This is a genomic window from Marinobacter sp. CP1, from assembly GCF_001266795.1.
GTDB lineage: Bacteria > Pseudomonadota > Gammaproteobacteria > Pseudomonadales > Oleiphilaceae > Marinobacter > Marinobacter flavimaris.
Genome location: NZ_CP011929.1, coordinates 2235256 through 2256037, shown reverse-complemented (window position 1 = coordinate 2256037; position 20782 = coordinate 2235256). Strand labels below are relative to the sequence as shown.

Genomic DNA, 20782 nt, shown 5'->3' with positions numbered 1-20782 from the left:
GAATGGGGGCAACACAATGACAACAAATGAGCCGTCAACGGAACAGGATCTCAGGAAAACCGAATGGAAGGTTCGCACCGAGCTGGCCGCCGCCTATCGACTGGTGGCCCTGTTCGGCTGGGATGATCTTGTGTTCACCCATCTCTCGGCCCGGGTACCCGGGCCCGAGCATCATTTCCTGATAAACCCTTATGGGCTGCTGTTTCATGAAATCACCGCCTCGTCGCTGGTCAAGGTCGACCAGGAGGGTCAGGTGGTGGAAGCCGCCGGCCTGGGGCGGGTGAATCCCGCTGGTTTCACCATCCACAGCGCGGTGCATATGGGGCGGGACGATGCCGGCGCGGTGATGCACCTGCACGCACCGGACGGGGTCGCGGTATCGGCACACCGGGACGGCCTGCTGCCCCTGAGCCAGACCGCCATGCTGTGTCTCGACCACCTCTGCTATCACGAGTACGAAGGCGTGGCACTCAATATGGACGAACGCGATCGGCTGATCAGGGACCTGGGCAACCGGTCCATGATGATACTGCGCAACCACGGCGTGCTGACTGCAGGCAAGGATGTACCGGAAACATTTACCTACCTGTATTTCCTGATGAAAGCCTGCGAGATCCAGGTCAAGGCCCAGAGCTGTGGCCCCACCCACCTACCCTCGGAACAGGCCATTCGCACCACCGCCGAGCAGTCGCAACAATTGGGCATGGCAGCGAAACTGACCTGGCCGGCACTGATCCGGCTTCTGGACAGCAAGAATCCGGGTTATGCGGTCTGACGCCCAGCGGGGACTACGGCTATGCTGACAGTGCAACTGGACGATCTGACCCATCACAAGAACTCGGTGATTGGCCACAGTCCCTGGAAAACCATCAGCCAGGAAATGATACAGGCCTTCGCCGATGCCACCGGCGATCATCAATGGATACATCTTGATGTGGAGAGAGCCAGGCGAGAGTCGCCCTGGAAGAGCACCGTAGCGCACGGATTTCTGACGGCATCACTGATTCCCCTGCTGAATCAACAGGTCATCAATGTGCGAGGCAAGAGCGCCAGTATCAATTACGGGCTTAACAAGCTGCGCTTCCCGGCAGCGGTAAAAGCCGGCGCGCAGATCCGCAGCAAAATGGAGCTGTTGGACGTGACCAGGGTAGATGAGCAGCGGACGCTGGCCACCTATCGCACCACCCTGGAAATCCGAGGCGGGGAAAAGCCCGCCTGCGTAGCCGAACATCTCGCCATGTATGTGCGGAGCTGAGTCGCTCAGGACTTGGCTTCCCACTCCTCTTCCTGCAGCGCCCGCCACATCAGCTTACCGGTTGGCGACTTTGGCAGCTGGTCGACAAACTCGATCAGGGTGGGAATCTTGTAGGCTGCCATCTGCTCCTTGCACCAGGCGATGATGTCCTCTTCGCTCGTTTTTCCCTCCGCCTCCGGAGTCAGCACGATGCAGGCCTTAACAGTCTCTCCGCGCTTCGGGTCCGGCGAGGAAATAATGCAGACCTCATGAATCCCGGGATGGCGGTACATCAGGCCCTCCACCTCGGACGGCCAGACCTTGTAACCGGATGCGTTGATCATCCGCTTGACCCGGTCGACCATGAAGAAATAGCCCTCCTCATCGTAGTAACCCAGATCGCCGGTGCGGAAAAACTGCTTGCCATCGATCTCCACAAACGCAGTTTCGGTTTCCGCGGGCCGGTTCCAGTACCCGATGGTAACCTGCGGCCCGCTGGAGACGATTTCGCCGGTCTCGCCAGGGCCTTTTTCCTGCAGGGTGTCAACATCAATGATCCGGCTGTCGACATCAAACACCGGGATGCCGAGGCACTGGGGCTTCGGACGGCTCGAGGGGTTGATGTGAGTGGCTGCCATGGTTTCTGAAAGGCCATACCCCTCAATATAATCAAGACCGGTCATGGCCTTGAGCTTGGCGGCCACGGCCTCTGGCATCGCAGCCCCGCCCCCGCCGATGGTGGTGAGACTCGACAGGTCGTACCGGCCAATGTCGGGGTTGGAGAGGAAGTCCACCGCCATGGTGACAATGTTGGTCCAGCCGGTGACTTTATACCTTTCGATCAGCCGCGCCGCGGTGGTCCGCTCCCAGCGAGTCATGATCACTGTAGTGGAGCCGCTGTAGATGGGGCTGTTCATGGAACCGGTCATGCCGGTGACGTGGAAGAATGGCAAGGTGGCCAGCTGCACCGTACTGGCGGTGCTCAGGTTCCAGAAGGCCCGGTGCACGGCGGTAGCCATCACGCTGCGATGAGTGTGCATGCAGCCCTTCGGCGCGCCGGTGGTGCCGGAACTGTAGGGAATCACGGAGAGATCGGCCGGGCCTGCGGTGTGCGCCGAGGGCGCATGGCCTTCCGCCAGCGCCTGCTCCCAGCTGACCATGCCGGCCAGGTCCTCTGACCAGGCTGGAGCGGCGACTTCCGCTGGCAAGGCCAGATCGGTGTCCGGGGCGATATAGCTGCTGTAGGAAGCTACCACGATGTGGTTGAGATCGGTGGTCTCCAGCAACGGGGCAATAAAGCCGGCCAGTTCCTGACCTGCGAGGCAGACATTGGCACCGGTATCAGCAACAAAGTGCTCCAGTTCCGCCGCTCGGTTCATCGGGTTGATAGGGATTACCACGGCATCCGCCCGCAGAATGGCGTAATAGGCAATGACGTATTGCGGGGAGTTCTGCATGTACAGCAACACCCGATCACCTTTAGCGACGCCCTGAGCCTGCAGGTAGCCGGCCATGGCCTCCACTTCCCGGAACAGCTGGCTGTAGGTCATGGGTGCATCGTAGAAAACGATGGCGTTACGGTCCGGATAGCGCCGCGCCGAAATCTCAAGGTTGGTAAACACGCTGGTTCGTGGCAAGGCCAGGCTTTTGGGCAGTTCCCTGGGCCACACGGCGTGATGGCGGGTAAATGGCATTGTTGTGATCCCCTTTTTCGGTTCAGTGGGCCGCTGATGCGGCCAAATCAAAAACGTCAGCGCCGCCGGGCAGGCGGTCCTGGTGGCGTAATGGCGTAATGGCGATGGCTTTGTCCCGCAGCACGCTGGCGTCTTCATCGGGCGCCACAATGTGACGCGAACTGCGATCAAATCCCAGCCACCAGTACGGCAGACTGCGGGCATCCTGACCCGCCTGCAGGCGGGCGCGCTGTATGGAGCCGTTGGACTCCCGGCACCACCGGGCCCGGCTGATGGCGGCCGCCTCGCAGGCGGGAAAGTTGACGTTCCAGGCCCGATTCAGACCTGGCTGCCACAGCTGCCTGATGATGGCCTCGCCATGAATGGAAACCGGCGACCAGTCCACGCCTTCGCGACTCAGAAACGCCTGGCTCAGTGCCATGGCAGGTATGCCCATATGTTCGGCACTCAGCACCGCGCCGACGGTTCCGGAATACTGCACGGAATCGCTGATATTGGCCCCGCAGTTCACCCCGGAAAGCACCAGATCCGGCGGGGTTTCCCCGAACCACCGGGCCAGCGAATAGAGCACACAGTCCGCCGGCGTACCGGAGACTGCATAGCGCCTGTCACCCTGCTCATACACCCGCAAAGGATCATGAATGGAGATGCTCTGGCCGGCGCCGCTACGATCATGCTCCGGCGCCACCACCCAGACCTCCTCGGCCAGGTTGCGGGCGATCTGCTCGAGCACTTTCAGGCCTGGCGCGTTGATGCCGTCATCATTGGTGATTAGGATGCGTTTGACCATGGGATCGTTCATGACGATGGTCCCTCACTGGCAATCCGCCAGCCGACATCGGCCAGAAGGCTGGCCCGCCGGCCAACCTCCAGGGCATCGGCATTGGCGGCATTGCCATCCAGAGCCCGCTTGTAGACACCCTGAAGAATAGACGCCAGCCGGAACAGGGAAAACGCCAGGAACACGTGCCAGTCGGCGATGCCGTCCCGGCCGGTCTGCCGACAGTATCGGGCAATGGTTTCCTGTTCGTCCGGAATACCCAGCGCCTCCAGGTCTTCTCCCTGCAGTCCTCGCATGCCCTGCAGGTCCGACGGCAGGTAGTACGGCAGACAGTAATACGCCAGGTCCGCCAGCGGGTGACCGAGGGTGGACAGCTCCCAGTCGAGGATGGCAATAACCTCGGGCCGCTGCGGCGCCAGCATCAGATTGCCAAAGCGGTAATCGCCATGGGCGATGGCGCATTCGTCGGTCGAGGGCAGGTTCTCCGGAAGCCAGGCCATAAGCTTGTCCATTGCCGGAAGCTCGTCGGTTTTGGAAGCCAGGTACTGTTTGCTCCATCGAGCCACCTGCCGGGCCACATAACCTTCCGGCCTGCCAAAGTCACCAAGACCGACCGCCTTCACATCCACCGAGTGAAGGCGCGCCAGGGTGTCGATGGCCGAGTGATGGGCCGGCAGCCGTTCCTGGCGATCCAGCGCCCGCAGCGCCGAGTGGCTGACAATACGGCCCTCAAGATAGTCCATGACGTAGAACGGGGTGCCGATGACATTGCTGTCTTCGCACAGAGCCCGGGTGTTTGGCACCGGGACACTGGTGTGCTTGGACAGGGCACGCATGACTTTGTACTCTCGTTCTACCATGTGGGCGGAGGGCAGGGTTTTGCCAGGCGGCTTTTTGCGCAGCACGTATTGGCTGCTGTCGGTGTCCAGCAGAAACGTGGGGTTGGACTGGCCACCCTGGAATTGCCGGACATCCAGCCTTGTGCCGAAGCCCGGTATGGTCTGCTGCAGCCAGGTCAGGAGGCTGGCTTCATCGAATTTGTGGGCCGGGAGGACGTCTACCAGCTCTGGGGTGATGCTCATTTTTGTTTTGCCTTCAGTTTTGGGGCGTCGGCCCCTAGCAAATCGTTTCGCCGCCGTCGGCTACGATGACCTGGCCGGTGATGTAGGCGCTGGCCCTGGTGGAAAGAAACACCGCCAGGCCGGCGATGTCGACCGGGTCGCCAATTCTGCGCAGCGGCGTTTTGTCTTCGGCGCGTTTGACCCGTACCGGGTCTTCCCACAGCGCCCGGGCGAAGTCGGTTTTGATCAGGCCGGGGGCGATGCTGTTAATCCGGATACCTTTCGGGCCCCACTCCACTGCCAGGTTCCGCGCCAGGGCAGCTTCTGCGGCCTTGGAAACGCCGTAGGTTCCGATGGTGGTGTTGCCCCGCATACCGGCGATGCTGGACAGCAGCACCACAGCACCTTCGCCTTTTTCCGCCATCTGCGGCAGCACCATGTTCGTCAGCCAGAAGGTGCCCTTGACGTTGGTGTCCATGATCTTGTCCCAGGCGTCGTCGGTCATTTCAGCGGTGGTGCCGTACACCGGGTTGGTGGCGGCGTTGCATACCAGCACATCGATAGTGCCCCAGGCCTCGTTGGTTTTATCCACCAGGTTCTGCAGCTGGTCTTTTTTACCAACATGGCAGGGAATGGCGATGGCCTCGTAGCCCTGGGCTTTCAGTTCACTGGCCACCTGCTCACAGGCCTCGGCCTTTCGGCTGGAGATCACGACTTTGGCACCCAGGCGGGCCATTTCTTCGGCGATGGCGCGGCCGATGCCTTTGGTGGAGCCGGTAATCAGCGCGACCTTGCCGGTCATGTCAAACAGTGGATTATTCATTCTTCGATCCTCATGCACTGAAGCACGGGAGTGGGCGGGGTGATGTCCTTCAGGGACTGTGCAAAACAGGGATGTTTTGCTCAAGCCTACATGAACGTATTCACGGCGTGTCCCGGAAGGACATCAGCCCAACCGCTCTCCCCCTGATTCAGAGGTTATCGTTTTAGCGGTATTGGCGAAGCTCAATCTTGGCCACAGAATCCAGATGAACCTCATCGGGCCCGTCTGCCAACCGCAGAGTCCGTACCTTGGCCCAGGCTTCGGCCAGGAAGGTGTCCTGGGAAACACCGGCTCCGCCGTGCACCTGAATTGCCCGGTCCAGCACCTTCAGCGCCATGCTCGGTGCAATCACCTTGATCATCGCGATTTCCTGACGGGCCACCTTGTTGCCGACGGTGTCCATCATATGCGCCGCCTTCAGGGTCATCAGCCTTGCCTGCTCGATCTCGATGCGACTGCGCGCAATGTCCTTGCGGATGGAATCAAAACTGGACAGCGGCTTGCCGAAGGCCTCCCGGGCATTGGCACGCTTGCACATCAGCTCCAGAGCCCGCTCGGCGACGCCGATGGTGCGCATGCAGTGATGGATACGGCCAGGCCCGAGGCGGCCCTGGGCAATCTCGAACCCCCGGCCCTCGCCCAGCAGGATATTGCTCACCGGCACCCGCACGTTTTCGTAGTGAATCTCCGCATGGCCATGGGGCGCATGGTCATAGCCGAACACCGTCAGGGGGCGAATCATTTTCACGCCTGGCGCATCCAGCGGCACCAGAATCATCGACTGTTGCTTGTGCTTCTCGGCCTGAGGGTCGGTCTTGCCCATCACGATGGCGATCTTCGAAGTGGTGGTCATGGCACCGGAGGACCACCACTTTTTGCCGTTGATTACGTACTCGTCACCCTCGCGGCGGATTTCACAGGCGATGTTGGTGGCATCTGACGACGCCACATCCGGCTCGGTCATTGAGAAACAGGAACGGATCTCGCCATCCAGCAGAGGCTTCAGCCATTGCTCCTGCTGCTCTTTATTGCCATAGCGGGCGATGGTTTCCATGTTGCCTGTATCAGGAGCGGAACAGTTGAACACCTCAGGAGCCATGGCCGAGCGACCCATCACTTCACACAGGTGGGCGTATTCGTAGTTGGTCAGCCCGGCGCCGAATTCGCTTTCCGGCAGGAACAGGTTCCACAGGCCGGCGGATTTGGCCTTCTGTTTCAGTTCCTCAATAATCGGAACCGGCGCCCAGCGGTCTTCTGCCTGCTCGATCTGCTCATGATGCTTGTGCTCGTTCGGGTAGATATAGGCATCCATGAACTCATTCAGCTGATTCTGCAGCTGTTTCGCTTTGTCAGACAGTTCAAACATGTCCGCTTCCTCTTGGTGTTGTTGGCATTAAGTCGGTAACCGTTCCGTCAGATCGGAACGCCCTCTGGTTTGTCGCTGCCGGACCGGATCCGGAATGTACCTTCGGCGATGGCCAGCAGGTTGCCCTTGTCGTCATGAACCTCACCCGTACTGTTGAAAATCCGGGTGCCCCCGGCGCGCTTACGTCCGGTGATCCTGATCGTTCCGCCGGAGCACTGCCCGGTGAAGGTGGTGGTCAGGGACAGGGTGATGGCCTTACGCATCCGCCCCGGGTAGGGGCAATAGGTGCCTGCCTGGGCCAGCACAATATCCAGCAACGAGGTAAGCACACCCCCGTGGATCACCCCTCCCAGGTTCAGGTGCCGTGGCTGCAGTTCCAGCTCAAGCACCGCCTCGTCTTCCTCCCAGGAGACCTGACGATAACCCAGCAGGCTGTGAAAACCGGGCAGGTCCTTACCGTCGGTAAACAGGGGCTCTTGATCATTCATTACACTTTCATTCCTGGCAGGTTAAGGGATGCGGTATTGCCGCCGTCCACGGGCAAGGACTGGCCGGTGATGTAGCTGGCATCGTCGCTGGCCAGAAACAGGATTGCCGCGGCGATTTCTTCCGGATTGCCATACCGGCGCAGCTCACAGCGGGCGCCGAGCTTATGGGCCTTTTCATTGGCCCAGGCGTAGTCGAACACCGCCCGGGTCATGCCGGTTTCCACCAGACCGGGGCACACTGCATTTACCCGTACGTTGTCGCCGCCCAGGTCACAGGCGGCGGTCATAGTCAGATTGATGACGCCGGCTTTGGAGGCACTGTAGGCGTTGCCGCCCGCGCCGGACCGGATACCTGCCACCGACGCAGTGTTGACGATAGCGCCGAGCTTGCGGGCCTGCATATGGGGCGCCACGTGCTTGATCAGAAGCATGGTGCCTGTCAGGTTCACCGATAGCACCTGGTCCCACTCGGCACGGTCGTTGCCGGTCACCGGCGGGTGGCCCTGACCGGTACTGGCAATGCCGGCGATATTGCACAGCACGTCGATCTGACCGAAGCTGGCGATAGCCTCGTTGACCAACGCATCCACCTGGGCTTCGTTGGCCACATCCACCAGCCGTCGAAGGCGCCGGGCTCGCTCTGGCAACTGGTTTTCAGTTTCCACCAGACCGGCCTCAGAGGTATCCGCCAGGATCACTGACGCACCCTCCCGAGCGAGTCGCAGAGCCGTCGCCCGACCAATGCCGCTGCCGGCACCGGTGACAATGGCTACCCGTTGATCAAACCGTCCCATATGCCGATGCTCCCCGGTCTGTCTCATTGTTGTTGGTTGATGGTGCTGGGGTCTTTCCATCCAGTTAATTTGTCACGCCTGTTGGTTTTGAGTCAATATAATCGGAAGTTAATTTCACTAGATAAAACACAATAACGTTTGAGGGGCAAAAAATGGAAAGCGGCAAGCGAGACATGCCGGTCTATGCGCCAATCGATCCCAGTGAGTCCATGGACGCAATCGGAAATCGTATCCAGCAACACGCCCAGACCCGTCGCAGCCACCCGGCCCTGATTGACGAACAGGGCACCCTGGACTGGCGAAGCCTTGTCGACCAGGTAAACCGTATTGCCAACCGGTTACGCGAGGCCGGTCTGCGGCCGGGCGAGTCTGTGGCTGCCTTGTCAGGAAACAGCCGGGACGATGTCGCCCTGTACCTTGGCACCCTGGTGGCCGGGGGCTGTATGGTGCCGCTGTCTGGCATGGCCAGTAGCGAAGCACTTGCACTGATGGTGGCGGATTGCCAGGCACGCTTTCTGTTCGTTTCCGGCCAACAGCGGGAGCTGTTTGGCCGCCTGCGAGCACAGCTGACCAAGGTACCCGGCGAGCGCATCATCAGCCTGGCCGGCCCCCTGGACGGAGCCGGTTACTCCCTGGTTGACTGGCTGGCGCAGACTACGGCCACCGCCCGGCCCGAGCCGGTCACCCTCGACGATCCGTTCAATATCATTTACAGCTCCGGCACCACAGGCACGCCCAAGGGGATCCTGCACGATTATCGCTTCCGCCAGCGTCAGATGGTCAGGATGAGCCGCTATGGGTTGGACGGCGAGGCTATCAACCTTGTATCAACGCCACTTTATTCCAACACCACCCTGGTTTCAGTGTTACCCACGCTCTACCACGGCGGCACCCTGGTGCTGATGGCGAAATTCGATGCCCACAGGTTCCTGCAACTGGCCGAAACCCACCGTGTTACGCACGCCATGCTGGTACCGGTGCAATACCAGCGGATCCTGGCGCAGCCGGATTTTGACCGGTTTGACCTCTCCAGCTTCAAGCTGAAGCTCTGCACCAGTGCCCCGTTGCGGTCGGCGGTGATTGCCGATGCCATGGCACGCTGGCCCGGCAACCTCCGGGAGGTCTATGGCCTTACCGAAGGCGGTATATCCACCAGTCTCGACTGCGCTGCCCACCCGGACAAATGGGACTCGGTTGGTGTACCCACCCAGGGCGCTGAGGTGCGGGTGATCGGCGAGGATGACCGTGAGCTGCCCCGGGGCTCCAATGGCGAGATCGTGGGCCGCGCCATTTCCATGATGCGCGGCTATGTGAATCGCCCGGAGCTGACCCGGGAGATGCTCTGGACGAGCCCGGAGGGTAAGGTGTATTACCGCAGTGGTGACATGGGACGAATCGACGAGGACGGCTTCATCTACATCCTTGATCGACGGAAGGATATGATCATTTCCGGCGGCTTTAACATCTATCCAGTGGATCTGGAAAAAGTACTGCTGTCGCACCCGGCGGTAGCCGACGCCACGATCATCGGTATTCCCAGCGAACACTGGGGGGAAACGCCCCTGGGCCTGGTGGTTCTCCAGCCCGATCGTAATGAAACCGAAAACGGGATACTGGAGTGGGCCAACACACAGCTGGGAAAATCCCAGCGTCTGGCGGCCATTGAATTCCGTGCCACGTTGCCCCGCTCTGCCATTGGCAAGGTGCTCAAACGGGAACTTCGCGCGCCTTACTGGCCCGGAACCTGAGGCGGCGCGAGACAGATCGGCCGTCGGTACTGCTGACGTTCAATCGATGAACTATCCTTTTATGAATTCTGTAATCAATGACCGATCAACCGCCTATTGCAAAAAACAAGACATGTGTTAGATTCAGAAAACTACGATTCACCATGCAGTCGCCAATTCTGCACAGTGAAACAAAGAAAGATCCATTGGTATAACTAAACAGTCATTCAATGCACAAGTACAACAACGAAAGAGGCCTACCATGACTCTAGTTAATAACGCTCGAAAAAAACTGACCGTCTTTGCCTCGGCACTGACCCTTGGTCTGTCAGCCGCCCTGGCTGCCACACCGGCCGCCGCGCAGGACACCGTAACCTGGAAAGTCCAGTCCCACTGGCCCGGTTCCAGCAGCTCATACACAGACAGCCTTGGCCGGATCAAACGGGTTCTGGAAGAGCGCACTGATGGCCGTCTGAAGCTGCAGCTTTACGAGGCTGGCTCGCTGTTCAAGGCCACGGACACTTTCAACGCGGTAAGCCGTGGCATCCTGGAAATGGGCACTATTTCCCCGTCATATGCCCAGGACAAGATCTCCCTCGCCGGCATTGCCTCTGGCCTGCCGTTTGCCTTCCGCAACGTCTGGGAGGCCGCCTACTTCCACCAGAACCTGGGGTTCGAACAGATGCTCCGGGACGAAGCGGCAGAGCATGACGTTTACTGGGCCACAGACAAAGTCTACCCGACTGAAATGGTGGTCAAGGAGCCGGTTGAAAGCGTGGAGGACTTCAACAGCCTGAAGATTCGCTCCTCCGGCGCCCTGCAAACCTTCCTGACCGAAGCCGGGGCCGCCGCCTCTTATATTCCGGGCAGTGAACTCTACTCAGCCCTGGATTCCGGCATCGTGGACGGTGCCCACTGGGGAGCGGCCCAGGGTGCCTACAGCATGGGCCTGTATGAAGTGGCCAAGTACCATGTGCAGCCTGCCCTGAACATTGCCGGCACTGATGTCATCATCGTCAGCCAGAAGGCTCTGAACAAGCTGCCGGAAGACATGCAGAAGATCGTCAAGGATGCCCTCAACGAGCAGTTCTGGATCCGCACCAACGAGTACCAGTACAAGGAGCGTATCACCCTGGCCAAGGCCATCGAGGAACAGGGCGTGCAAGTGAATGTCCTCCCGGATGAAGTCCAGAACAAGCTGGTCGCCACCGCCCAGGCCATGTGGGATGAGGAAGGTAAGCGCAGTGAGAATGCCAAGAAGGCGCTCGACATGCTGAAAGGTTACCTGGCCGACCTCGGCTATCTCTGATCAGCCATTGCTCTGACCGGGGCCGGGGTCTTCGACTCCGGCCTTTCTTTCCCCGAACCAAACCAGCATCCCATGGGAGAATGCCATGAGTGTGATGATTGCCGCATTCATGAGAGGGGTTACCCGTCTCAACGATTTCATCGGCCGGTGGGTTGCCCTCCTGATTTTCGCAATGTTCGTGTTCCTGCTTCTTGAAGTGGGGTTCCGCTATCTGCTCAATTCTCCCACGGTCTGGACCAACGAACTGACCCAGATGCTTTTCGGCATCTACGCAATAATGTCCGGTGGCTACATCATGGCCCATCGCGGCCACGTCAACGTGGACCTGTTGCATTCGCATCTGAAGCCACGGAAACGCGCGGCTCTGGACATTGTTACCTCCGTGGTCTTTTTCATTTTCACGCTCGCCCTGCTGTGGTTCGGGATCGACATGGCCCAGGAATCCATGTCCAGTTGGGAAACTTCCTACTCGGCCTGGAATCCGCCTATCTGGCCAGTGAAGCTGGCCATTCCCATCGGCACCGCGCTGCTGGTTCTGCAAGGGTTGGTCAAACTGCTCGAAGACATCGCCGTGGCCTTCAACCTGGATTACTACACACCTCAAGAGTCCGAATCTGAAGGAGATCAGCTGTGAGCATTGAAGCCCTGACTCTCCTGTTCTTCGGTTCGCTGCTGTTTTTCCTGCTGCTGGGCCTGCCGCTGGCGTTTGTGCTTGGTGGCGTCTCGGTGGTGTTCCTGTATTTCACCTGGGGATTTGATTCCTTCTACATGGTGGCCTCCCAGATCTGGGGCACCATGGAAAGCTTCACCCTGGTCGCCATCCCTCTGTTCGTATTCATGGCCATGATTCTGGAACGCACCGGGGTGGCCCGGGATCTGTATCGGATGATGCACCTGTGGTGCGGCGGCCTCAGAGGCGGCCTTGCCCTCGGCACCCTTGGCATCTGCGCGGTGTTTGCCGCCATGGTCGGCATCAGTGGTGCTGCGGTGGTTGCCATGGGCACCATCGCCCTGCCATCCATGCTCGAGCGTGGCTATGACAAGAGTATGGCCCTGGGCGTGATCAATACCGGCGGTGGCTGGGGCATCCTGATTCCGCCCAGCATCCTGATGATCCTCTACGCCCTGATCACCGGTGTGTCCGTCGGCAAGATGTTCGCCGCAGGCATCATGCCCGGTATCCTGCTGATGGTACTTACGGCCATCTACATCCTGGTGCGCTGCCATCTGCAACCGGAGCTGGCACCGGCGCTGCCAAAAGAAGAACGAGGCACCTGGCCGGAGAAATTCCGGGCTCTGCGAGCCGTGCTCCTGCCGATTGGCGTGGTGGTCATGGTGCTGGGTTCTATCATCGGCGGTATCACCACCCCGACTGAAGCCGCCGCCATGGGTGTTCTCGGCGCCCTGATTTCCGCCGCCGTGTATCGGCAGTTCAAGTGGAGCATTCTGAAGGAAGCTGCGATCCGCACCTTCAAGCTCACCGGCATGATCATGTGGATCCTGTTCGCCGCCCACGCGTTCAGCGCTGCGTACCAGAGCATGGGTGCCCAGGAGCTGATCGAGGGCCTGATGAACATGGTGCCCGGCGGCCCCTGGGGCATCATCATCGCCATGATGGTGATCGTGTTCCTGCTGGCCATGGTGCTGGATCCGGTGGGTATCATGCTGATCACCCTGCCGGTGTTCATGCCGATCGTGGAATCCCTGGGTTTCGATCCGATCTGGTTCGGCATCCTGTTCGTGATCAACATGGAAATCGGCTACATGACGCCACCCTTCGGCTTCAACCTGTTCTACCTGAAGGGCATCGTGCCGCCGTCGATCACCATGAAGGACATCTACAAGTCGATCATTCCCTTCGTGATTGTGGAGATCATCGGCATCATCCTGATCATGATCTTCCCGGAAATCGCCACCTGGCTGCCGGATCTGTTTTTCTGAGCCTGGGCCCAGCAAAAATTTGGCAGTGAATCCGTGAAAGCGCTACTCTCATAGGGCTCCCGGCATAAGGAATCCGGGGCCCAACACAAGGAGAGACGCTTATGCGCGGCCCATTATCTGCATCAATCCACACTGCAGTCATCACCACCCTGTTTACCCTGCTCGCATTGTTCTCCGCGGGCACCCAGGCCCAGGGCCTGTCCGACCAGACCATCTCATCGTTTATCGACAGCCTGAAGGCTGCCGAACAGCTGGAGCCTGAGTTTGAGGACCTGAGTGAAGACATGGACAGCCAGAACGATGGCACCATGCCCGACTTCTCACGCATTTTCTCCGATTCGCTGAAGGAGCTGGAAGGTCACCAGGCCTATGGTCAGCTCGAGGATCTGGTTCAGGACCACGGCTTCGGTAGCCTTGAAGAGTGGGCGGCAACCGGCGACCGGATCTTCCAGGCCTGGATGGCCATCGAGATGGAGCAGCAGAGCCCGGCAGCCCAGCAAGAAATGAACGCGGCCATGTCCGAGATTGAAAACAATCCCAATATGACCGCCCAGCAAAAAGCTCAGATGCGGGCGATGATGGAGGGCGCCATGGGCGCGATGCAGAGCGCCAGCAATGCGCCTCCGGCAGACATAAAAGCGGTTCGCCCCCATGTTGATGCCCTCCGAGAAGCTGGCAACTACTGATACTCGAGTGCCGAAAAACAAAAAGCCCGACGGTTTAACCCGCCGGGCTTTTTTTGTGCGCGAGCAGCCATCAGGCCGCTCAGGCAGGCATCACGACATCAGGTTATAAACAAACACAATGGCAACTGCGATGGGAGTCACGAACCGGATCAGGTTGTACCAGAGGGTAAAGGCTCCTCCCTGAAGGGCCAGATCGGATTTCAGCGACTCTTTGGCCACGAACCAGCCGACAAATACCGCCGTCAGCAAACCGGAGAGCGGCAGCAGCACGTTGGCTGTGAAGAAGTCCAGAAGGTCAAAGATGGTCTTGCCTTCGAAGCGCTCAAACATGGCGAGCGGCGCGACGTCGGCCCAGACATTCAGCGACAGAATCGAAGCAATGCCCAGCGCCCAGCAGAGCACACCGACAAGGATGGAACTGCCTGTACGGGCCAGGCTGGTTTTTTCCTCAACCCACTCAACTACCGGCTCCAGCAGGGAAATACCGGAGGTCCAGGCGGCGAACAACAGCAGGATAAAGAACAGGGTGCCAAACAGGCCGCCCATGGGCATATTGCCAAAGGCCAGCGGCAGGGTCTGGAAAATCAGTCCGGGACCGGCACCGGCTTCCAGACCGTTGGCAAACACCACCGGGAAAATGGCCAGACCGGCCAGGAGTGCGACGACGGTATCCATGATGGCCACGCTGACAGCGGTGCGACCAATGGACACATCCCGACCCAGATAGGAACCGTAGGCCATCATGATGGCCATACCGAGGCTCAGGGTAAAGAAGGCGTGGCCAAGGGCGATCAGAACCCCGTTGATGGTCAGGGCACCAAAATCCGGCATAAACAGGAAGCTGACGGCCTCACCAAAATGGCCTGTCGTGGTGGCATAACCTACCGCCACCAGCAGCAACAGAAACAGGGCCGGCATCAGGATGGTAACGGCCCGTTCCAGGCCTCCTTTCAGTCCCTGAGACACCACCAGAATAACCAGCGCCATGAAGATCGTGTGCCAGAGCAGCAGCTGCCCGGGGCTGGCCAGCAGGCCGCCGAACAACTCACCGATGGAGTCTGCGGTGCCACCGGTAAAGTCGCCCATGGCGGCATGTCCCACATAGGACGCTGCCCAGCCGCCGATCACCGAGTAGAAAGAGAGGATCACAAAGGCCGCGATCATCCCGATGATGGCCGAGATCCGCCAGCCCGGCGCGCTGAGGTTGCGCTCTGCCACCAGCCGCATGCTGGTGATGGGGTTATGTCGACCATTCCGGCCGATAAACACTTCCGCCATCATGATGGGGATACCGATCACTGCGATACACAGCAGATAAACCAGCACGAAGGCGCCACCACCGTTTTCGCCGGTAACGTAGGGGAACTTCCAGATATTACCGAGACCGACGGCCGAACCGGTTGCCGCCAGAATAAACGCCAACCGGGAAGACCAGAGACCACGGGCGGCCCCTGAACCGTTGCCCGAAACCGAGTTGGACTGAGTCATGTTGTGTTCCTGTGCTTTTGGCTGAGGAATGTCTTCAAAAAGGGATAGCCACGGCGTTGCCGGGGCAATTGGGGCGGGATTCTGCCAGCACTGGCGCGTCGATGCCAGTGCTGGCGCACTCCCGGTCCGGATTGGTCCGGCGGGAGGAAAAGGAAGCTAAAGCTAACTAGCCGTTTTTGCTGATAAACCTGGCTATCAGGTCTTTCAGGCCACGGGACATGGCGCTGAGCCGGTCACTGCTCTGCTTGGCTGAGTCCGCCTGCGCATCACTGTGATCGGCCAGCTCGGCAATATTGGTGATCTGGCGATTGATCTCATCGGACACCTGGCTCTGCTCCTCAAAGGCCGCAGACATACTGATAAAGCTGTCGGAAATGGTCTGGATCGAGGTCACGATATCGCGCAGCGAGTTCTCGGCCTCCCGCACCTTTTCAAGGCCCTGACCGGCAACAGCCTCACCGTCCCGGGTTGCCTGGACCGCCGAGTCCACCTGCTGACGGAAATCATCGATCACGTTCTGGATTCGCACGGTGGATTCCCGGGTCCGGCGGGCCAGTGAGCGCACCTCATCCGCTACCACTGCAAACCCCCGGCCCTGCTCACCGGCACGCGCCGCTTCGATAGCCGCGTTCAATGCCAGAAGGTTGGTTTGCTCGGCAATCTCGGAAATCAGGTTGGCGGCTTCACCGATGCTGTTGGTGGACTCGCCCAGCTTGCTGATCGTCGAACCAATACCATTTACGCGGGTTACCAGCTCTTCAATCGCAACCAGCGCTTCGGCGCTCCGGTCGCTGCCCACACCCGCAAGACGATTGGCCTCCTCGGCTTCACGGGCGTTACTGGTCACCGACTCGGCCACTTCCTGGATCGAGGCGGTCATTTCATTGATGGCCGAGGCAGTCTGGTCGGTTTCCGCCCGCTGCCGGGCGATCGCCGCCGCGCCATCGCTGATATAGCCGTGGGAAGCCCGCGCCTGCTCGTAGAGCAGTTCTGCCTGGTCATCAATCCGCGCCAGGGCCGTACGAACCCGGGCCTCTTCACTGACCAGCAACAGCGACAGCTGCGAGAACAGTCCGCGTTCGTCGCTGTAGGTACGGGCAACAATGGGATCCCGGAAGGCATCAGGGCGAAGGTTCAGCAGCTTGCGCAAGCGAGCGGCCAGGGAGTTGAACACGAGGCCAAACCCCAGCGCGTGACCCACAACAATCAGGCCTGCTGCCAACCAGGGTTGGTTGATCTGGAGGGCACCGAGGCTGAGTACCAGCGACACCAGGAAGGGCCAGCCAGAACGAAGCATCGACAACGCTCTGTTACTGAAGGATGAGGTCATTTTGCCGGCGGAAATCTTACCATAAAGCCGCTCGGCCCTGGCGATCTGCTCGCGGGTCGGCTCGACCCGAACCGACTCGAAGCCGACCATCTGGCCGTTCTCACGGATCGGCGTAACGTAAGCACTGACCCAGTAATGGTCGCCGCTCTTCGCCCGGTTCTTCACCACACCCATCCAGGCCTTGCCGGCCTTCAGGTAATCCCACATGTCCTTGAACACGGCCTGGGGCATGTCCGGATGACGAATGATGTTGTGGGCCTGGCCCACCAACTCTTCCCGGGAGAAACCGCTGATTTCCACAAACTCTTCGTTGCAGTAGGTGATCACCCCTTTCAGGTCCGTGGTGGTAATCAACCGACCGCCTTTCCGCATTTTTACTTCACGCTGGGTTACCGGGAGATTCTTGCGCATAAACGGACCTTCTGACTCGGTGCTGACCACGGGGATAAATATGGGCGAACAAGGGTAAGCCCCGATGAATATCATTGATATTCATCAAAGGTTACCTTGCGTATGTCGAGTGTAACGGCAGAGGTTCGCGGAACCTTAGTGCGTGCAGGTACTTATGTCGTAACCGCCAGCCGGGCCCGGGGATGGAAGCGGGCGTTTACCCAGAGGGAGAAGGCAATCACGCCACCGCCAATCGCCAGCCTCAGCAAATCGGCATCGCGATTCCAGATCAGCAGGTTGACGATCAGGCCTGCAGGCACCAACGCATTGTTCATGATAGCCAGGGTGCCGGCGTCAACCACACAGGCACCGCGATTCCACAGGAACAGACCCAGGCCGGAGGCAGCAAGCCCCAGCCATGCCAGGATGCCCCACTGTACCGGTGTGGTCGGCAGCTTCTCGGCATTGCCGAATATCAGGAAGGACGGCAACGCAATAATCAGGGCGCCAAAGAAGAAATAGCCGAAGGTTCGGTAGCCCGGCAGACCACTCTGGTAGTGTTGCATCACGTGCTTGTAACCTACCTGGCCGGCGGCAAAGGTAAAATTCGCCACCTGCAGCAAAAGGAAGCCGGTAATGAAGTCCTCACTGAGCCCGTCGTAGCGTATGATACCCGCCCCGACAGTTGCGATGGCTGCAGCCAGGAGCGCCACCGGTGAAAACCGGCGAAACAGGGCGTCATCCAGCAGGGTCACATACAGCGGAGTGAAAATCGTGAACAGCAGGACTTCCGGGACGGTCAGGTAGCTAAAGGACCGGTACAGACAGAGGTAGGTAATCCCGAACTGCAGCATGCCGGTAACCAGAATACCCAGCTTCTGTCCGGAAGCCACGCCCCGCCAACGGGTGAACGGCAGAAAGACCAGGGCACCGAGCAGCACACGGCTGAGCACGGCAAAATCGCTGTCCACCTGGCCGGCCAGAAATTCGCCGATCAGACTGAATGAAAACGCCCACAGAACGGTAACAAAAACCAGAAGTCCCATCGCCACTGCCATCTGTTGTGATCAAGGCGCGTACTTTAACGGTTTTCGGAGAAACTTGCAGTGCAGAAACACGGGATAAAACCCCATGGATGAGATCCACCAGCCATTACCGGAACCCCGCCAGCCGCTGGTCACCAGAACACTGACAGAGTGGCGAACCCTCGCCATTCTGGGCGGGCCGATCCTGATCGCCCAACTGGCCCAGATGGCCAACGGCGTGATCGATACCATCATGGCCGGCCACGCGAGTGCCGAGGATCTTGCGGCAGTGGGTATTGGTAGCAGCCTGTGGATGCCCCTGTTCCTGTTTTTCATGGGCATGCTGGGGGCACTGCAGCCCATTATTTCCGGCTACAACGGTGCCCGGGAGGTGGGGAAAATCATGCCTGCAACCTGGCAGGGGCTCTACCTGGCCGCCGCCGGATCCGTGATCATGATCCTGCTGCTGACTCACGTGCACCCGGTGCTGGCACTTCTGAACCTGGAAGCCAATACCGCACGCATCACCCAGGGCTACCTCAATGCCTTCGCCTGGGGCATCCCGGCGCTGCTGTTAATGACGGCACTACGGGGCCTGACCGATGGCCTCGGGCACACCCGCGTGATCATGGCATTCTCTGTACTCAGCACACTGATCAATCTGCCGATGAACTACATCTTCATTTACGGCAAGTTGGGGCTACCTGCGATGGGCGGTGTCGGTTGTGGCTGGGCCACATCCATTTCCAACGGTGTGGCGGCAGCGGCACTGCTCGTGTATCTGAACCGAAGCCGGGTTTACCGTCAGTTCCACCTGATTGCCGATTGGGTGAAGCCGGACCTGGCAGGCATGCGCTACATCCTCGGCATCGGCGTGCCCATCGGCTTCACCATCTTTGTCGAGGCCAGCCTGTTCTCGGTCATTGCTCTGTTTCTGGCACCCCTTGGCCCGGTGGTGGTGGCCGGGCACCAGATTGCCCTGAACGTGGTATCTCTACTGTTCATGCTGCCGTTGAGCATCGGTATGGCGCTGACTCTCCGGGTCAGCTTCCTCATGGGCGCCCGGGCGCCCGCCACCGCACGCCTCATCTCCCGAAGTTCACTGATTCTGGCGGCTGCTACAGCGCTGGTTTTTGCAATATTACTGTTTGTGTTCTCCCGGGAGATCGCTGCGCTCTATACCAGTGATACCGAGGTACAGGCGGTCACCGTGAGGCTTCTGATGTTTGCGGCCCTGTTCCAGATTGCCGATGTTATTCAGGTAACCTGCATCAGCGCCTTGCGGGGTTACAAGGACACCCGCATTCCGATGTTCATCATGCTGTTTTCATTCTGGGGCGTCGGCATGCCACTGGGGTATGTACTGACGTTCATGGACTGGCTGGTGCCGGCCATGGGCGCAGCCGGCTTCTGGGTAGGTCTCACCGGCGGCCTGGCATCCGCCAGTATTCTGCTGGGGTGCAGACTCTTTCTGTTTGCTCCCAATAGCGGTCAGGCCGTTTCGGCTGCAAGCTCCGGCGTGCGCTGAGCATCGGCAAATACAACACAATCCCGGCCAGCTTCCTTGGCCTCATAGAGTGCCGCATCCGCCCGGGCCAGCCAGCTATCAACGCTCTCGCCATGCTCGAGCAGTGCCACGCCGAACGACGCCGTCACCGAACCGCCGGGGTGCTTCATGTATTTGCGCAGCACCTGTTGCAGGTTGTTCATCACGGCCTTTAGGCCAATGCCATCGACACCCGGCAGTAGCAGTACGAATTCTTCGCCACCGTACCGGAACAGCTGGTCTGACTTGCGGGTGTTCTGTTTCAGCAGCGCCACCAGATCGGTCAAGACACCATCGCCCACGCCATGGCCATGCTCATCGTTGATCTTCTTGAAATGATCGATATCCAGCATGACCAGGGCATAGGGCAAACCGGTACGCTCGGCATTCGCTGCCGCCAGATCCAGCTCCTGATCCATTGAGCGCCGGTTCTTGATGCCGGTCAGCGGATCGATCGTTGCCAGATGCTCCAGACGCTCCCGCTGATCATGGTTCCTGTGGGCAAAGACATAGGCGCAGGCACTGACCACAAAGGCCGTTGAAGCAAACGACCACATCTGGACATCAGAGCGGAAAGCCCCACCATGAACCATCAGGACAACGACCGAGGCAACGTTCAGAAACACCGCGATACGGGGATTGGCGAGGAAGAAGGTGGTTACCAGACAGGGGTAAAGCCAGAACAGCCCGGGTTCGCCTACCACGGCGCCAACCGTCACCGCGCCGCTGCAAGCAATAACCGCAAGTACCAGACCGCTTCTTCCGGTATCCCCACTGACCCACGCGTAAATCAACGTGATCAGAATGCCAACAAGAATTGCCGTGTCGACAGCACCCGCAAGCGTATTACCCTGCATAAAGCGCATCGCAGCAAAGGGCGTAATACCCAATATTGCGCTGGCACCCAGCAAGGTAATAATCGACAACCTGAAATCGGTCTTGAGGCGATGGAGCATTTAGCGTTTTCGTCCGACAAAAGTACTATCCAGAATCCCAGAATAGCGCAAACAATTTGAATGATCGTTATACGACAACGATTCTTTACATATTCTCTATCAAAAAGACAAAGTGTGAACATCTGCTCATTTTTATGTGTCCC

Annotated in this window: 19 protein-coding genes; 8 read left to right on the top strand and 11 right to left on the bottom strand. The window is 59.4% G+C overall.

Going from position 1 to position 20782, the window contains the following annotated elements:
- The first annotated feature begins 16 nt into the window (after nt 1-16).
- Complete coding sequence (locus ACP86_RS10400) at nt 17-775, top strand: class II aldolase/adducin family protein (protein WP_053113639.1); 759 nt, start codon at nt 17-19, stop codon at nt 773-775.
- 21 nt (nt 776-796) lie between these two features.
- Nucleotides 797-1255, top strand: a complete 459-nt coding sequence (locus ACP86_RS10395) for a MaoC family dehydratase (protein WP_008177039.1) — start codon at nt 797-799, stop codon at nt 1253-1255.
- Nucleotides 1256-1260: 5 nt separating this feature from the next.
- Here ACP86_RS10395 and ACP86_RS10390 read toward each other — a convergent pair whose 3' ends face one another.
- The 7 genes from ACP86_RS10390 to ACP86_RS10360 all read right to left on the bottom strand — a co-directional run bounded on the left by ACP86_RS10390 (nt 1261) and on the right by ACP86_RS10360 (nt 8241).
- Entirely contained in the window at nt 1261-2928 is a 1668-nt protein-coding gene (locus ACP86_RS10390) for a long-chain fatty acid--CoA ligase (protein WP_053113637.1), read from the bottom strand.
- Between the two features lie 22 nt (nt 2929-2950).
- A complete protein-coding gene (gene surE / locus ACP86_RS10385; RefSeq protein WP_008177035.1) occupies nt 2951-3730 on the bottom strand; it encodes a 5'/3'-nucleotidase SurE in 780 nt (259 codons plus the stop codon).
- Complete coding sequence (locus tag ACP86_RS10380; RefSeq protein ID WP_053113636.1) at nt 3727-4791, bottom strand: phosphotransferase; 1065 nt, start codon at nt 4789-4791, stop codon at nt 3727-3729. Before ACP86_RS10380 ends, surE begins: the two co-directional genes overlap by 4 nt.
- Before the next feature lie 34 nt (nt 4792-4825).
- Nucleotides 4826-5593, bottom strand: a complete 768-nt coding sequence (locus ACP86_RS10375; RefSeq protein ID WP_008177032.1) for an SDR family NAD(P)-dependent oxidoreductase — start codon at nt 5591-5593, stop codon at nt 4826-4828.
- A gap of 163 nt (nt 5594-5756) precedes the next feature.
- Nucleotides 5757-6959 carry an acyl-CoA dehydrogenase family protein gene (locus ACP86_RS10370; RefSeq protein ID WP_053113634.1) on the bottom strand — a complete coding sequence of 401 codons (1203 nt, stop codon included), beginning with the start codon at nt 6957-6959 and terminating at the stop codon, nt 5757-5759.
- A 47-nt stretch (nt 6960-7006) separates the two neighbouring features.
- On the bottom strand, nt 7007-7447 hold the full coding sequence (locus ACP86_RS10365; RefSeq protein WP_053113633.1) for a PaaI family thioesterase: 441 nt from the start codon (nt 7445-7447) through the stop codon (nt 7007-7009).
- Entirely contained in the window at nt 7447-8241 is a 795-nt protein-coding gene (locus tag ACP86_RS10360) for an SDR family NAD(P)-dependent oxidoreductase (RefSeq protein ID WP_053113631.1), read from the bottom strand. Before ACP86_RS10360 ends, ACP86_RS10365 begins: the two co-directional genes overlap by 1 nt.
- Before the next feature lie 152 nt (nt 8242-8393).
- Here ACP86_RS10360 and ACP86_RS10355 point away from each other — a divergent pair, with 152 nt between their 5' ends.
- The 5 genes from ACP86_RS10355 to ACP86_RS10335 all read left to right on the top strand — a co-directional run bounded on the left by ACP86_RS10355 (nt 8394) and on the right by ACP86_RS10335 (nt 13904).
- A complete protein-coding gene (locus tag ACP86_RS10355; RefSeq protein ID WP_053113629.1) occupies nt 8394-9989 on the top strand; it encodes a class I adenylate-forming enzyme family protein in 1596 nt (531 codons plus the stop codon).
- Between the two features lie 241 nt (nt 9990-10230).
- Entirely contained in the window at nt 10231-11277 is a 1047-nt protein-coding gene (dctP, locus tag ACP86_RS10350; protein WP_008177022.1) for a TRAP transporter substrate-binding protein DctP, read from the top strand.
- 85 nt (nt 11278-11362) lie between these two features.
- Entirely contained in the window at nt 11363-11911 is a 549-nt protein-coding gene (locus tag ACP86_RS10345) for a TRAP transporter small permease subunit (RefSeq protein ID WP_053113628.1), read from the top strand.
- Nucleotides 11908-13218 carry a TRAP transporter large permease gene (locus ACP86_RS10340; RefSeq protein ID WP_053113626.1) on the top strand — a complete coding sequence of 437 codons (1311 nt, stop codon included), beginning with the start codon at nt 11908-11910 and terminating at the stop codon, nt 13216-13218. Before ACP86_RS10345 ends, ACP86_RS10340 begins: the two co-directional genes overlap by 4 nt.
- 101 nt (nt 13219-13319) lie before the next feature.
- The gene (locus ACP86_RS10335) at nt 13320-13904 is read left to right on the top strand and encodes a hypothetical protein (protein ID WP_053113624.1); all 585 of its coding nucleotides are present in this window, start codon (nt 13320-13322) and stop codon (nt 13902-13904) included.
- Nucleotides 13905-13994: 90 nt separating this feature from the next.
- Here ACP86_RS10335 and ACP86_RS10330 read toward each other — a convergent pair whose 3' ends face one another.
- The 3 genes from ACP86_RS10330 to ACP86_RS10320 all read right to left on the bottom strand — a co-directional run bounded on the left by ACP86_RS10330 (nt 13995) and on the right by ACP86_RS10320 (nt 18158).
- On the bottom strand, nt 13995-15392 hold the full coding sequence (locus ACP86_RS10330; protein WP_053113622.1) for a sodium-dependent transporter: 1398 nt from the start codon (nt 15390-15392) through the stop codon (nt 13995-13997).
- A gap of 166 nt (nt 15393-15558) precedes the next feature.
- Nucleotides 15559-17133, bottom strand: a complete 1575-nt coding sequence (locus ACP86_RS10325; RefSeq protein WP_053113620.1) for a PAS domain-containing methyl-accepting chemotaxis protein — start codon at nt 17131-17133, stop codon at nt 15559-15561.
- 152 nt (nt 17134-17285) lie between these two features.
- Nucleotides 17286-18158, bottom strand: a complete 873-nt coding sequence (locus ACP86_RS10320) for a carboxylate/amino acid/amine transporter (RefSeq protein ID WP_053113618.1) — start codon at nt 18156-18158, stop codon at nt 17286-17288.
- A gap of 85 nt (nt 18159-18243) precedes the next feature.
- On the opposite strand from ACP86_RS10320, the gene ACP86_RS10315 reads away from it, so the two are divergent.
- Nucleotides 18244-19665: an MATE family efflux transporter gene (locus ACP86_RS10315; protein WP_053113616.1), complete on the top strand. Its 1422-nt coding sequence runs from the start codon at nt 18244-18246 to the stop codon at nt 19663-19665.
- On the opposite strand, the gene ACP86_RS10310 is transcribed toward ACP86_RS10315, so the two are convergent.
- A complete protein-coding gene (locus ACP86_RS10310; protein WP_053113613.1) occupies nt 19629-20639 on the bottom strand; it encodes a GGDEF domain-containing protein in 1011 nt (336 codons plus the stop codon). The genes ACP86_RS10315 and ACP86_RS10310 overlap by 37 nt on opposite strands.
- Nucleotides 20640-20782: the final 143 nt, after the last annotated feature.

Excerpts from the sequence above, each read along its gene's own strand:
- ACP86_RS10400 (WP_053113639.1), top strand. The coding sequence starts at position 17 with ATGACAACAAATGAGCCGTCAACGGAACAGGATCTCAGGAAAACCGAA.
- ACP86_RS10395 (WP_008177039.1), top strand. The coding sequence starts at position 797 with ATGCTGACAGTGCAACTGGACGATCTGACCCATCACAAGAACTCGGTG.
- ACP86_RS10390 (WP_053113637.1), bottom strand. The coding sequence starts at position 2,928 with ATGCCATTTACCCGCCATCACGCCGTGTGGCCCAGGGAACTGCCCAAA.
- surE (WP_008177035.1), bottom strand. The coding sequence starts at position 3,730 with ATGAACGATCCCATGGTCAAACGCATCCTAATCACCAATGATGACGGC.
- ACP86_RS10380 (WP_053113636.1), bottom strand. The coding sequence starts at position 4,791 with ATGAGCATCACCCCAGAGCTGGTAGACGTCCTCCCGGCCCACAAATTC.
- ACP86_RS10375 (WP_008177032.1), bottom strand. The coding sequence starts at position 5,593 with ATGAATAATCCACTGTTTGACATGACCGGCAAGGTCGCGCTGATTACC.
- ACP86_RS10370 (WP_053113634.1), bottom strand. The coding sequence starts at position 6,959 with ATGTTTGAACTGTCTGACAAAGCGAAACAGCTGCAGAATCAGCTGAAT.
- ACP86_RS10365 (WP_053113633.1), bottom strand. The coding sequence starts at position 7,447 with ATGAATGATCAAGAGCCCCTGTTTACCGACGGTAAGGACCTGCCCGGT.
- ACP86_RS10360 (WP_053113631.1), bottom strand. The coding sequence starts at position 8,241 with ATGGGACGGTTTGATCAACGGGTAGCCATTGTCACCGGTGCCGGCAGC.
- ACP86_RS10355 (WP_053113629.1), top strand. The coding sequence starts at position 8,394 with ATGGAAAGCGGCAAGCGAGACATGCCGGTCTATGCGCCAATCGATCCC.
- dctP (WP_008177022.1), top strand. The coding sequence starts at position 10,231 with ATGACTCTAGTTAATAACGCTCGAAAAAAACTGACCGTCTTTGCCTCG.
- ACP86_RS10345 (WP_053113628.1), top strand. The coding sequence starts at position 11,363 with ATGAGTGTGATGATTGCCGCATTCATGAGAGGGGTTACCCGTCTCAAC.
- ACP86_RS10335 (WP_053113624.1), top strand. The coding sequence starts at position 13,320 with ATGCGCGGCCCATTATCTGCATCAATCCACACTGCAGTCATCACCACC.
- ACP86_RS10330 (WP_053113622.1), bottom strand. The coding sequence starts at position 15,392 with ATGACTCAGTCCAACTCGGTTTCGGGCAACGGTTCAGGGGCCGCCCGT.
- ACP86_RS10325 (WP_053113620.1), bottom strand. The coding sequence starts at position 17,133 with ATGCGCAAGAATCTCCCGGTAACCCAGCGTGAAGTAAAAATGCGGAAA.
- ACP86_RS10320 (WP_053113618.1), bottom strand. The coding sequence starts at position 18,158 with ATGGGACTTCTGGTTTTTGTTACCGTTCTGTGGGCGTTTTCATTCAGT.
- ACP86_RS10315 (WP_053113616.1), top strand. The coding sequence starts at position 18,244 with ATGGATGAGATCCACCAGCCATTACCGGAACCCCGCCAGCCGCTGGTC.
- ACP86_RS10310 (WP_053113613.1), bottom strand. The coding sequence starts at position 20,639 with ATGCTCCATCGCCTCAAGACCGATTTCAGGTTGTCGATTATTACCTTG.